At 38.9% G+C, this 12,031-nt stretch carries 14 protein-coding genes; 6 read left to right on the top strand and 8 right to left on the bottom strand.

Features of this window, described 5'->3' with window-relative positions:
- The first annotated feature begins 257 nt into the window (after nt 1-257).
- The 4 genes from QOL44_RS05060 to QOL44_RS05045 are packed head-to-tail and all read left to right on the top strand — an operon-like array spanning nt 258 to nt 3,406.
- On the top strand, nt 258-1,337 hold the full coding sequence (locus QOL44_RS05060; protein ID WP_009058886.1) for a multicopper oxidase domain-containing protein: 1,080 nt from the start codon (nt 258-260) through the stop codon (nt 1,335-1,337).
- Between the two features lie 2 nt (nt 1,338-1,339).
- Nucleotides 1,340-2,038 carry a c-type cytochrome gene (locus QOL44_RS05055; protein ID WP_009058887.1) on the top strand — a complete coding sequence of 233 codons (699 nt, stop codon included), beginning with the start codon at nt 1,340-1,342 and terminating at the stop codon, nt 2,036-2,038.
- Nucleotides 2,035-2,454 carry a c-type cytochrome gene (locus QOL44_RS05050; protein WP_009058888.1) on the top strand — a complete coding sequence of 140 codons (420 nt, stop codon included), beginning with the start codon at nt 2,035-2,037 and terminating at the stop codon, nt 2,452-2,454. Before QOL44_RS05055 ends, QOL44_RS05050 begins: the two co-directional genes overlap by 4 nt.
- A gap of 22 nt (nt 2,455-2,476) precedes the next feature.
- Nucleotides 2,477-3,406, top strand: coding sequence for a multicopper oxidase domain-containing protein (locus QOL44_RS05045; protein WP_045086914.1), 930 nt, complete (start codon nt 2,477-2,479; stop codon nt 3,404-3,406).
- 155 nt (nt 3,407-3,561) lie between these two features.
- On the opposite strand, the gene QOL44_RS05040 is transcribed toward QOL44_RS05045, so the two are convergent.
- The 8 genes from QOL44_RS05040 to QOL44_RS05005 all read right to left on the bottom strand — a co-directional run bounded on the left by QOL44_RS05040 (nt 3,562) and on the right by QOL44_RS05005 (nt 9,935).
- On the bottom strand, nt 3,562-3,969 hold the full coding sequence (locus tag QOL44_RS05040) for a winged helix-turn-helix transcriptional regulator (RefSeq protein WP_009058892.1): 408 nt from the start codon (nt 3,967-3,969) through the stop codon (nt 3,562-3,564).
- Nucleotides 3,970-4,098: 129 nt separating this feature from the next.
- Nucleotides 4,099-5,673 (bottom strand): L-aspartate oxidase, encoded by a 1,575-nt coding sequence (gene nadB / locus QOL44_RS05035; protein ID WP_009058894.1) that lies wholly within the window; start codon nt 5,671-5,673, stop codon nt 4,099-4,101.
- A 30-nt stretch (nt 5,674-5,703) separates the two neighbouring features.
- Complete coding sequence (gene yidC / locus QOL44_RS05030) at nt 5,704-7,479, bottom strand: membrane protein insertase YidC (protein WP_009058897.1); 1,776 nt, start codon at nt 7,477-7,479, stop codon at nt 5,704-5,706.
- Nucleotides 7,480-7,585: 106 nt separating this feature from the next.
- On the bottom strand, nt 7,586-7,852 hold the full coding sequence (gene yidD, locus QOL44_RS05025) for a membrane protein insertion efficiency factor YidD (protein ID WP_009058898.1): 267 nt from the start codon (nt 7,850-7,852) through the stop codon (nt 7,586-7,588).
- Nucleotides 7,849-8,208, bottom strand: coding sequence for a ribonuclease P protein component (gene rnpA / locus QOL44_RS05020; RefSeq protein WP_228343207.1), 360 nt, complete (start codon nt 8,206-8,208; stop codon nt 7,849-7,851). The genes yidD and rnpA overlap by 4 nt, the downstream gene beginning before the upstream one ends.
- Before the next feature lie 61 nt (nt 8,209-8,269).
- Complete coding sequence (gene rpmH / locus QOL44_RS05015) at nt 8,270-8,443, bottom strand: 50S ribosomal protein L34 (RefSeq protein ID WP_079199465.1); 174 nt, start codon at nt 8,441-8,443, stop codon at nt 8,270-8,272.
- 37 nt (nt 8,444-8,480) lie between these two features.
- Nucleotides 8,481-9,518 carry a polyprenyl synthetase family protein gene (locus QOL44_RS05010; RefSeq protein ID WP_228343208.1) on the bottom strand — a complete coding sequence of 346 codons (1,038 nt, stop codon included), beginning with the start codon at nt 9,516-9,518 and terminating at the stop codon, nt 8,481-8,483.
- Between the two features lie 189 nt (nt 9,519-9,707).
- Nucleotides 9,708-9,935: a PUR family DNA/RNA-binding protein gene (locus QOL44_RS05005; RefSeq protein ID WP_009058904.1), complete on the bottom strand. Its 228-nt coding sequence runs from the start codon at nt 9,933-9,935 to the stop codon at nt 9,708-9,710.
- A gap of 148 nt (nt 9,936-10,083) precedes the next feature.
- On the opposite strand from QOL44_RS05005, the gene QOL44_RS05000 reads away from it, so the two are divergent.
- On the top strand, nt 10,084-11,301 hold the full coding sequence (locus QOL44_RS05000; protein ID WP_009058908.1) for an energy transducer TonB: 1,218 nt from the start codon (nt 10,084-10,086) through the stop codon (nt 11,299-11,301).
- 49 nt (nt 11,302-11,350) lie between these two features.
- On the top strand, nt 11,351-12,025 hold the full coding sequence (locus tag QOL44_RS04995) for a MotA/TolQ/ExbB proton channel family protein (RefSeq protein ID WP_009058910.1): 675 nt from the start codon (nt 11,351-11,353) through the stop codon (nt 12,023-12,025).
- Nucleotides 12,026-12,031 lie beyond the last annotated feature (6 nt).

The raw sequence follows: 12,031 nt of genomic DNA, 5'->3' as shown, positions 1-12,031 counted from the left end.
TCACCTATCCGCAATGCCGGCATACAAACTTATCCCCTATGCGGTTCTTGGAATGGACATACCCGCACCGAGGACAAAGCCCAAGAGCTATAGGCCGGGTTGCCTTTCTCTCTTTGTCACCCAATAAGGATTTTCTGTTATTTCTAAAATTTATTAAAAAATATTTCTTTGCGCATCAACTATTAAAACCAAAAAGTAACTATCATCCTAAATTGTGCCTACTTGTTTTTCCTCTTTAAAATGATTTTTATCTACCCATGGATTTTCAGAGAACTCAATGGTTCAAGAGCGCCATTTATACATGGCAAAAACTACTTCTCTTTCTTTTTGCACTCCTATTGTACTTTAAGGGATTTAGCGAGACTCTCCATAGTGAATCCCGTACTTTTGAGCTCACTATAGAAGATACAATTATTACTCTGGTCAAAGATCAAAAATTCCACACTTTTGCATTCAATGGCCAGGTTCCCGGCCCCCTTATCCATGTTAAATATGGGGATGACTTAACGATCAAAGTCACCAACCTAACTACTCTGCCACATACGATCCACTGGCATGGAATTCTTCAAACCGGCACCTGGCAAATGGATGGTGTACCAAATACAACTCAGCCTGAAATAAAACCTGGAGACACCTTTACTTATCATTTCAAGGCCTTACCTGCAGGGACTTATTGGTATCACTGTCATGTCAATGTCAATGAGCATGTATCGATGAGAGGAATGTGGGGGCCATTGATTGTCGATCCCCCCAAACCCAACCAATTAGAAAAAAAGGTGACTAAAGATTTTATATTGATGCTTAGTAGTTGGCCCTCACACTGGGCAAGAAAACCTGGATATGGAGGCATTCCAGGAGATGTCGAAGACTATTTTACAATTAACGGTAAAAGCTATCCTGAAACCCAACCAATCAGGGTAAAAAAAGGAGATTTCATCCGTTTTAGGATTTTTGCAACAAGTGATACCGTGCATTCTCTCCACATTCACGGTCATGTGTTTTTGATTGGTTGTAAAGATGGGCACTTTCTTCCAAATCCTATTGAAGCTGATACAGTCCTTATTTCTCCTGGAGAAAGATATGATCTGTTTATGTATGCAGATAATCCTGGCCGTTGGATGGTTCACGATCATGTGGATGTCCATACCACCAATGGCGGCAATCCAATGGGAGGAATCATGACCGTGATCGAATACGATGAGGTCGAAAAAACTGATTCTTGGTATGAGTGGAAAGACAAAAAATTCATTCCTGACTTTTTTTATGAAGAATCGATCAAAAAACCCTATGGCCTTTTCATAAATCCAGCATTTAAAGGAGAACCTGCCCCCCAATAAAAATGAAAATTGGTTATTTTTATTTTCTTTCTTTATTTTTCTATTTAGCTATCAATTGGCTCGTTGCTGACGATGGAATGCAGATACTGCAAACTCAGTGTTCCAGCTGTCATGCCATCACCAAACCAACTGACAATTCATTGGAAAGATTGTGGACAAGAAAAGGACCCGATCTTTACTATGCTGGTCTAAAATTCCAAAAAGAATGGCTGGTAAAATGGTTACAACAACCAACTGTCATTCGACCAGCGGGAGAATTTTATTTTAAGCATATTAAAAAGGGTCCTAACGGAGATGAAATAGATGTTTCATCCTTAAGCCCCCATCCAAAACTTTCTCCTAATGAGGCAGAATCCGTCGCTAATGCTTTAATGAGTTTAAAACCCGAAGGGTTGATTATTCCTGGTAAATTTAAAAACGAACCCGTCAATCCTTCGATTGGTGCTATGTTTTTTGGTAAATTAAGAGGTTGTTCAGCCTGTCATGCCACAAAAGAGGGTGGAGGAGGGCTGTCTGGGCCAGAGCTTTATGATGCAGGTGACCGACTGCAAGGAGATTTCATATACTCATTTATTGAAGATCCCCAAAAGTTTGAGCCACATATCTGGATGCCTAAGCTTGAGCTTGCAGAAGCTGATCTGCAAAGACTTTCATCTTATCTCATGAGTCTTCATAGATCTCAACAAAAGGAGGGAAAATGAGAAGAATGGATCAAATCGATCTTTTTACCAAACGGATTCAACGCTCTCTTCTCTTTGTTCTTGTGCTGCTATTGCCTACTTCCTTTATTCCTCCTATGGCAAGGGCCGAAGATGCTAGATGGGCTAAAATAGAAAAGGTATATAACACTTACTGCGTCCAATGCCATGGCATAGAAAGAAATGGAACCGGAATTAATTCCAAATTTATGACTGTCCAACCGAGGGATCACACAGATCCTAAAGAAATGGGAAAAATTCCTGACGAAGAAATTATAAAAGCCATTACTTATGGCGGGATTTCTGTGCAAAAATCAATCCTTATGCCTGCTTGGGGTAAAGTCCTTACACAGCAAGAAATTTATGAATTAAAAGATTACTTAAGACATGTCTGTAATTGTGGAGGAGAAAGCAAATAATTCAAACCAAAAAGGAGGAGAAATGAAAAAGCGATTCATAAAACACCTAATGGCATCACTCATAGCTGTTTGTACCATTTCGATAGGAATGGCAAAAACAGTTTCAGTAACATTCCATGGAAAAGAAGCTGATGTTGTAATTGATAATAAAGGAACCAAATACCCAGCCTGGACATTTAATGGACAAGTGCCAGGGCCCTTAGTAAGAGTGACCGAAGGAGATATTGTTGATTTCACATTGATTAATGAAATAACAAACAAGAAATCCCATGCTATGGATTTTCATGCTGCTCAATTAGATGCTGCTAAGGATTTTGGCCAAATAAGACCTGGGGAAACAAAGCACTACACATTCAAAGCCAACTATCCGGGAGTGTTTTTCTATCATTGCGGTGCCGATCCCATGGTTCAACATATTGCAAGAGGGATGTTTGGAGTAATTATAGTAGATCCAAAGAATGCAAACGCTATGCCCAAAGCTGATAGAGAATACGTTCTTGTCCAATCAGAGATTTATTCCAATCCCGATGACGAAAAAAGTTTGATGGAGAGCAAATGGGATTTTGTCGGATTCAATTTTTGTAAGTTTAAGTATGATCCAGTACATGATGAAAGAGCAACCACTTGGTTACAAGCAAAACCTGGAGAAAGAGTTAGAATATATTTTGTCAACGCTGGTCCTAATGAGTTTGCTTCTTTTCATCCAATAGCCGGCATTTGGGACAGGGTCTATGTTTCAGGAAATCCCAAAAATGTTCTCTATGGCCTTCAATCTTTTACTGTTGGACCAGGGGATGGAGCCATTTTCGATCTCATTTCCCCCGTAGAAGGAGCTAATGCTATAGTGACGCATTCTATGAAGGAGGCTTTGACTGGAGCTATTGCTATAATTATGTTTACAAAAGACGCCGATCCTAAAATGGGACATGGAGATCAGATCCTTGTGCGTTAAAAAAGTGTCAGACTTGCTCGTTTGTGGCTTTTGAGCAAAGCTTAAGCGAATAGAAAAGAGCTTTGTGGATAACCATACTAAGACATGATCTGAGCAAGGGCTCCCTAGGATAGGAGGGCTATGCTTGGATAATTATAGCTGAAAGTTAACCTCAATCATGAACAGCCGTTGCGAAAGGAGCAAATTTCAGTTTCTGATTCAGCAGTATTTGCGTAAGACTTATTAAATTCTATTTCTTTTTGTAATTCTTCTACACTTTTTAACACTTTCATAAACTTTTGACCAAAAGATGTTAGTTTATATTCCACTTTTGGCGGAAGAGTGGGATAAACAGTTCTTTCCACTATTCTCCATTCACAAAGCTTCTTCAAAAGATCATTAAGAACTTTTGTTGTTATACCTGGAATACTTTTTTTCATTTGACCTGGTCTACAGATATTCTGACAAATCAAATCCAGGACCGAAACTGTCCATTTGCACTTAAAAATGTTTTCTACCAACCGGGCAGCTTCCGAATTCCTGGTCGGTATAACAACTACCCTTTTAGGACGCTTGTTGTTCATCTTTTAGCAATGAAGATAAGTTTCTTTAAAGAATTGTCAATTCTATATCATCTTTTTGCTACTTTTAATATAGGTATTATTACTTATTTTGCTTACAGATATATTAAAAAATGAAACAGCTCCTATAATTTATAGAGAAGAAAGTGAAACGCAGGTGTCTTGAGGTACATCTAACTTTTTTGGATAATCAACAATCCAATGAGCTCCTCTACTCTCTTTTCTTTGCAGAGCACTTTCAATAATAACAGCTGCTACCAAGGCAATATTCTTCGCTTTGACTTCGAGTAAGGATACTATTTCTTCTTTTTTTTCTTTATTTTTGAAAAAATCGACCTTCAGCCCAATTTCCTTTTTTGCCTTTTCCAGTCCAGCAACTGATCTAACAATACCAACACAATCCCACATTAATTTTCTTGTTTCCTCGATAATTATCAAGATATCGCTGGCACTTTGCTCATTTTTTTCAACCACAGGACAATACGAAAAATCCCAACAACTACCCGATCTTAAAACATTATTTTGGCTTATTGAAGATTTTGCCGCTCTTCCAGCTACGACAATTGCTTCTAACAAAGAATTGCTCGCTAACCTATTTGCTCCATGAAACCCAGTGCAGGCCACCTCTCCTGCTGCCCATAATCCAACAATAGAAGTCCTTCCATAAGTATCTGTAGCTACACCTCCGCACTGATAATGTGCAGCCGGAGCAATGGGCACAAGATCTTTAGACATATCGATCCCTTGGCTCAAACAATAGGAAAAAATATAAGGGAACCTTTCCTCTAACCATTCTCTTTGTTTTCCCCGAATATCCAAGTAAACATAGGGAATATTTTTTTCTTTCATTTCCAAAAAAATTGCTCGACTGACAATATCTCTGGGTGCTAGTTCTCCCCTCGGATCCGCATGCTTTAAAAAATGTTCGCCGCTTTGGTTTATAATTTTTGCTCCTTCACCTCTTACCGCCTCACTAATCAGAAACTTTTGGGAACTTTGTTGAAAAAAACAGGTAGGATGAAATTGAATCATCTCCATATTTTTCAACAAAGCTCCAGCTCGATACGCCATGGCAATTCCATCACCTGTAGCACTCGATGGATTTGTCGTATGGAGATAAATTCCTCCGCAGCCTCCAGTGGATAACAACGTATGAGGTGAAATAAAAAGTCTGGTAATCTTTTTTGTTTTATCAAAAACATAGGCCCCAAAACAAATCTTATCGATGATAATAAGATCAATAGCCCATTGGTTTTCCCATAGAATAATTTGTTTCCTTTTCTTTGCTTCTTTTTTTAATGCTTCAATAATTGCCATTCCCGTGTGATCCTTAACATGATAGATCCTTCGATGAGAATGTCCCGCTTCTAATCCCAAGTCATAATTTCCTTCTGCATTCTTTGTAAATGGAACACCAAGGCGTATTAAGTCTGCTATCCGCATAGGTGCTTCTTCGACAAAAGATTTAACAACGTCGGCCTTGCACAATCCATCTCCAGCTTTGAGTGTATCAGAAATATGCGACTCAAATGAATCTTGTGGGGAACTTACACAAGCTATTCCTCCTTGAGCATACCAAGAACTGGAATGAGTAAAACTGCCTTTTAGTAAGACATCCACTCTGCCAAAACGTGAAGTTTCCAGGGCAAAAAACAATCCTGCTATACCTCCTCCAATGACAAGAAAATCCGTTTCAACTCTTTCCATTATTTCTATTAAAACCTAAAATGAATGATTTTATTTCAACAACGAAATTTTATGAGAGGCTTTGTGCTTCTTAACTCGGTGTAAAACAGGGAGAGGTTTTTTCAAATTTCTATAAGTTTGTACAATTGTCACTAAGTTATTAACTGTCCAGTAAAGTGATAGAGCCGAAGCAAAATTATAGAAAAACACAAGGAAAAAGACAGGCATCCATTGAAAAACTTTTAATTGCGGATTGTCTGAAGCTTGAGGAGTCATCCGAGATAGAAGAATTTGTGTCCCAACCATTATTAATGGCAGAGGATTAATATCCAAGTTAAGCATCGGCAAATGATAAACAGTATCTGGTTGCGTTAAATCTTTAATCCATAAAAAAGATTGGTTTCTTAATTCCACAGAACCCTGAAGCATCGTATAAAAACCGATAAAAATGGGTACTTGAACTAGCATTGGTAAACAACCACCAAGAGGATTCACTCCATATTCTCTATAAAGCTTCATCATTTCTGCTTGCATCTTATCAGGCTGATCTTTGTAGCGTGCTTGAAGTTCTTTGAGTTTTGGAGAAAGCGCTTGCATAGCTTTCATATTGCGGTTTGCGCTTGATTGAAGCGGCCAAAAAATCCCTTTCAGTAGCAAGGTAAATAAAATGATGTCTAAGCCATAATTAGGTACGAAAGAGTGAAAATGGACCATGCACCACACCAAGGGTTTCACCACCCATCCCCACATGCCATACTCCATGACTTTATCAATATGATCACCAAGTTTGTGAAGTCGGGCATATTCTTTAGGACCACTATAAACTTTAAACTGAACGCTTAATATAGAGTTAGGTTCTAAGGATAGCTCAGAAAAACGAGCCCAGGCTTTCAGACCTACAGGTATACGGTTTTGGCCTTCCTGTTCCGATGGAAATTGGGAAAGCTCCACGGGAATAGCTTCAATTTGAAAGGGAGGAAGACTCGATGGAGGAATAACAACAATGGTAAAATATTGGTTCTTAACAGCGGCCCAACGGAGAGATTCTGTTGGACTAGTAATAACGGTTCGTGGACCTCTCCAGTAAAACAATCCTAAGAAGCCAGCAGGATTGAAGTCTGGAAGGCCAATACGACCAAATCGAGCTCCTTTGAGAGTGAGCCAGTTAGCAGCGATATTCTGGATCGCATCTTTCGCATGGATTGGAGAAGCCAAACCTATATTGAGTCTTGATGCTGGAAGACTTACTGGAGCGGAAGATCTATTGACAAGCCGCTGTTCCATAATAATCTGGTAATCTTGGCCAAGAGAAAAAACCCTTTCCAAGTTTACTCCTCCAGAAAGATCTCTTTTAAAAATGACTTTCCCCTCTTTAGTTTCGGATTGATATCCACTAAGATGATACTTCCCATCCCAGCCAGAGAGATTAAGTAGAGGTTCTTCATCAAAACGATTTAAAAGAATGTTTTCTCTTCCTTTTGGAGTTCGAAAAAAGTGCTCTTTTAGTTCAATATTTTGAATCGCTCCTCCCCATGAAGTCAAAGCTACACGAATTTTATCGTTTTCAAGATAACTTAACGTTTCTTTTCCAAGAGCAGGCGATTTTTCGAAACTTTCAAGGGGACTTAAAACGGGGCTTTCCTCATGATCCTTAGGAACTGGCGCGTTGGTGGAAAGCTCCTCAGAGGCAGAAGACTGTGGAAGCGAAGAAGGGGATTGCTCACTCTGACTTGGTTGATTCCTAACGTAATGATATTCCACGTAGATTTGCCAAACCAAAAGCAAAACAAGACAAATACCAAAACCAATCCAACCTTTTTTGTCCATAACCAATAGTTTGTTAATTACTAAAGAAAAACCAAGATTCTTTTCTTTTATCGATATTTAGAAGAGATTTTTCCATTTTAAAAAAAATTTTTGGTCTTGATGAAACTTATTTTTTTATCCTGATTTTTTTCTGAGAGATTTTTACCTCATCGGGAACAGGATCCCATCCTCTACCTCCCCAAGGATGACATCTTAGCAACCTTTTGGATGCGAGCAGTAGCCCTACTATCACCCCGTGTTTCTGTACCGCCTCTTTGCAATACTGAGAACAGGTTGGATAATACCGACAAACACCGTAAATTCCAAAAGTTTGACGAATCGAACTTAGGCCATACCGATAAAAGGATAAAAGAAAAAAAATTATTTTTTTCATACTCTATTAAAAAAATGTATCGCTTTTTCTCCTAATTCGATCATATCTTTTCTCATTTCTTTAAAATTTGCGGTCAAAACCCTTTCTTTTGCAATCCAACCAAAGGAGTAGGGCGCAAGCTTAAAGGGGGCGTATTGTCTAAATATCTCCCTCATTCTTCTTTTAATAAGGTTTCTTTTGGCAGCTCCGCGGATCTTTTTCGAAACTGCAAAAAAAACTTTAGGGAAAGAATCGGTTTCTCTTGGTAAAACAAAAAGGATAAAAAAAGGAGAAGAAAACTTTTTCCCATGAGAAAAAAAGAGAGCAATTTCGTCTTTTTTTTTAGCAATGAGTCGCCGCGGTAATTTATTGTTCAAGTTGGTTGAGCAACCAAAATAGACCATCAAATATACTAAAAGCTAAAGCGCTCTGAAAAAATCACGAAGAAGTGTGGCGACTAAATTTTCGTTCGGTGTTTTTAGGGATTAACCGCCATCTTCCTTTTTTTCTTCTCCTTTTTAATATTAATCGACCACCTTTAGTCTTTGAGCGATTTAAAAACCCATACTGTCTTTTTCTTGTTCTTTTTGAGGGTTGGTATGTCCTTTTCATAAGATCCTTCCCATTTTACAAATTAAAAATAAATAAACTATAATGCTGACTGGGCATTAACAAGTTCTGCTAAATGCTTTCCTAAAATATTGCTCACATCGAGTAAATATTCTTTCTCATCACTTTCAGGTAAGGGATCTAGCTCTTTTTTCCCTTGCTCAAGGAAATTCATAGCCGTCTGAAATGTCTTTTGGAGAACTCCTTCCTTTACGATCCATAATTGAATTTTTTCCCAATCTTCAGAGACGCCGTTTTCAAAAATTTCGACAATGGTTCTTTTCATTTCTTCGGAGCCTTGTTGGTAAAGATAAAGGATCGGCAAAGTCAATTTCCCTCCTCCTAAATCTGTTCCCAATGTCTTTCCCACATTTTCTTCATTTCCGAAAAGATCCAAACAATCATCATAAATTTGATAGGAAGATCCTAGTGCTTGACCATATCTGCCCAAAGCTTCGGAAATAGATTGGGAAGCCGAATTCAGTCTTGCGGCAAGTTCACATGGAATACGAAAGAGCTCGCCTGTTTTCATTTGAATGATTTTTAAATACTCCTCTTCCAATAAATTCCAATCAAATCGTCTTCTTGTCTGAAGAATCTCTCCACTGCAAACCACACAGACACCATTAGCCACACTTTTAATAATGTCTGGATGCAGCCGACAACATACCTTAAGAGCCTGAGCAAACAGGCTATCACCAAGAAGTACTGAAATTTCTGATCCCCATCTGGAAGTCACCGAAGGAAGTCCTCGACGCATCGAAGCCCCATCAAGGATATCGTCATGGACAAGAGTCGCCAAATGGATCATCTCGACAACAACTGCCAGGTAAAGATGATCCTCTATTATCCCTCCACTTCCCTTTGCAGAAAGCAAAACAAGAAGAGGCCTAATTCTCTTGCCTTCACTCTCTAAAACATAGCGAAAGAACGGAACAACCCCTGCATCAAATTCTTCCGCTTGGTTTAAAATTTCCCTGTCTATCCAGCCAAGATAGTCTTTGAGTTGACTTGTCAAATTATGAAAAATATCCGGTTTTGATGCAATCGGCTTTGCATTGTTTTTAAATATTGTCATCTTTGCTTCATTGTTGCAGGCGATCTTATTTTCGATCATAATCAGCAGCCAGCGCCACTAATACCTTTAGTAAAATTGCCCATCAGTTTTTCTCTTTTAAAGAAAAACCATAAGATAAGTATAAGCCGTCCCCTTGCGTCAAGTTGGTTGGACTAACAGCAATCGTAGCTTTCAAACCAATTTGACCCTCTAGGCCGTTGCATTGGAAGAATCCTTACAAGCATCGATCATGGAATCGAGTGCTTTTCTAAATTCTTCCAATCCAGGTGCAGGAATGATAATTGCATCCCTTCTTCCTCTTACATCTTCAGTAATTCGAAGAAACCTCCCCCTTCCATTTTCTTTTAGATCAAAGAAGAAGTTCTTTCTTTCAACAGTAATTTTTTCACTTTTTATGTTTTTTTGCTCTCCATCCATTTCTAGAACTCCTCGCTGGTTTTAGAGTAATGTTTAAAACGCCTATTTGTCAAATCCTCGTTTTTGATCTTTAAAAGAAACCGTTTATACTTTGCCTTTTCTCTTTTAATGTGCAAAATATTTTTTGTGCCATAAAGCATTGTTTATTGTGACTAAACAAAAATCACATCTAAGAGGTTTCCTTCTCCTTTCTTTTGTTATTCATTTGGCCATTACTTTATTTCTTGGATCTGGAATTTTAAAACAATTTTTTCCAAAAAGTCCTCCTCCTGATACTCCACCCCCAACCTTAACCATGCTTGAAATGGTCCAACCTGAAAGTTTTATTCCTACCGAAGAATGGCAAAAAACAGATCATCCTGATCCCCACGCTCTCCTTCAATCTGATCGTTCCACCGCCTTAAGGAGCCAAGAAGCTCCGCAAAAACCAGACTCTCCTCTTCCTCAACTTTCTGGAGATCCACGCTCATCGATGAGCTATATTGATCAGCCTGCATCAAGGCCCTCACCTCCAAGACCTAACGGCCGATCCACTCCAGCTCAAAAACAAGCACCTCCTACAAAACAAATTGAACAAGAAAATCAACAGAATCAAGCTTCTTCCAACAATGAAGCCAAAATTGAAAATAAATCTAAGGAAGAGACTAAAGAAAATCTCCTCCAGAAAGACAATCAAAAACTGACTACAAAATCTGAAGAGACATCCCCTACAGAGAAGCCTTCCGAAGACAATCCCTCCAAAGTACTAGAAAAACTTCTCAAAGAGATTAACAAACCATCTGAAGAGTTTTTAAAGAAAGAAGATCCGAACGGAGATCCTCTCATGCCCTTTCAGAACAAAACCCCCAAAGAACCATCAAAAATCACCGATAAGGAAACTTCAAAAAGTGCAACTGAAGCTTCTCCCACTGCCAAACAAACGGATTCCAGTCAACCCAAAGCTTCTTCCCAATTTAGCCCTCCTCCCAATCCCCCTCCTTCTCCTGAATCCTTTGAAAAGCATAGAATGCAAATCTCAGGAGGACGTACAGCTGAACTAGGGCCTGTTTCTCCTTCTGCACGTGAAACTGAGCTTGGTCGATATAAGGCAAGACTTTATCGTGCTATTGGTTCCAGATGGTACTTAGAAGTAGAACAAAGTATGGGGTTGCTTGCCATTGGCTCTGTCAGAGTTCGATTTTATGTCCAATCCGATGGTACTATAAGCAGTCTCCAAGTTATTAGTGAAGATGGCATAACCGAAGTTTTAAGATCGATATCTCTTGATTCTATTCGTTTATCGGCCCCTTTTGGTCCTTTTTCTGAAGCCATGAAAGGACAGATTGGAGATGGATTTTGGGAAGAAATTACCTTTACCATTTACTAATAAAAGAACAGTGCTATTTTTTTTGAATAATATCGCTTGAGGAGAGCTTATGTCGTTTGCCATCTCTTTTAACTGGAACCAATTATCATCTTATTTTGCCATAAAGAATTTTATCGAAGGAAGCGGTCTATTCATCTATCCCGTCATTCTTTGTTCGATTATCGGACTAGCAATTATTCTGGAAAGGTCCTTTTCTTTACGTCGCTCGAAAATTGTTCCAAAGAAATTGGTCAAAGCCATTGAAGAGCTTGGGTGGGGAGAAAATCCCGAACGCATTGAAAAACTTTGTCAGGATCAAAAGTCCACTTTGAGTCGGCTCGTCTATCTTTGTCTACAAAATATGTCTTGGTCGAAATTCGAGAATTCTGAAGCTCTTCAAGTCAAAGCCCGCTCTGAAATAGCTCAATTAGAAAAGGGACTAGTTATTTTGGAAATTATTGTGGGAATAGGCCCTTTGCTTGGCTTGCTAGGCACCTTATCTGGACTTATTACTATCTTTGGTAATGTCGGAACCCATGGCATGGCAACCCAAGGAGCGGCAATAGCTCATGGAATTTCTGAAGCTCTTCATACTACCCTTGCAGGATTGGGAATCGCGGTTCCCTGCTTAATCGCTCATAGCCTTTTTTCTAGAAAAGTCGAAGCTTATGCTATTGAGATGGAAAATATCTGTTCTGAGCTTTTAGCAAAAATTTATACGGAAGCCCCTACCCCTGAATATTGAAACCTT

Origin of the sequence: Candidatus Methylacidiphilum fumarolicum (genome assembly GCF_949774925.1) — a bacterium.
GTDB classification, from domain to species: domain Bacteria; phylum Verrucomicrobiota; class Verrucomicrobiia; order Methylacidiphilales; family Methylacidiphilaceae; genus Methylacidiphilum; species Methylacidiphilum fumarolicum.
Note: the sequence above shows the minus strand (reverse complement) of the source record. Positions and strands in the feature narration are given on the sequence as shown.

Bases quoted from the DNA above. Each gene is read 5' to 3' on its own strand.
- QOL44_RS05060 (WP_009058886.1), top strand. From the start codon at position 258: ATGGATTTTCAGAGAACTCAATGGTTCAAGAGCGCCATTTATACATGG.
- QOL44_RS05055 (WP_009058887.1), top strand. From the start codon at position 1,340: ATGAAAATTGGTTATTTTTATTTTCTTTCTTTATTTTTCTATTTAGCT.
- QOL44_RS05050 (WP_009058888.1), top strand. From the start codon at position 2,035: ATGAGAAGAATGGATCAAATCGATCTTTTTACCAAACGGATTCAACGC.
- QOL44_RS05045 (WP_045086914.1), top strand. From the start codon at position 2,477: ATGAAAAAGCGATTCATAAAACACCTAATGGCATCACTCATAGCTGTT.
- QOL44_RS05040 (WP_009058892.1), bottom strand. From the start codon at position 3,969: ATGAACAACAAGCGTCCTAAAAGGGTAGTTGTTATACCGACCAGGAAT.
- nadB (WP_009058894.1), bottom strand. From the start codon at position 5,673: ATGGAAAGAGTTGAAACGGATTTTCTTGTCATTGGAGGAGGTATAGCA.
- yidC (WP_009058897.1), bottom strand. From the start codon at position 7,479: ATGGACAAAAAAGGTTGGATTGGTTTTGGTATTTGTCTTGTTTTGCTT.
- yidD (WP_009058898.1), bottom strand. From the start codon at position 7,852: ATGAAAAAAATAATTTTTTTTCTTTTATCCTTTTATCGGTATGGCCTA.
- rpmH (WP_079199465.1), bottom strand. From the start codon at position 8,443: ATGAAAAGGACATACCAACCCTCAAAAAGAACAAGAAAAAGACAGTAT.
- QOL44_RS05010 (WP_228343208.1), bottom strand. From the start codon at position 9,518: ATGACAATATTTAAAAACAATGCAAAGCCGATTGCATCAAAACCGGAT.
- QOL44_RS05005 (WP_009058904.1), bottom strand. From the start codon at position 9,935: ATGGATGGAGAGCAAAAAAACATAAAAAGTGAAAAAATTACTGTTGAA.
- QOL44_RS04995 (WP_009058910.1), top strand. From the start codon at position 11,351: ATGTCGTTTGCCATCTCTTTTAACTGGAACCAATTATCATCTTATTTT.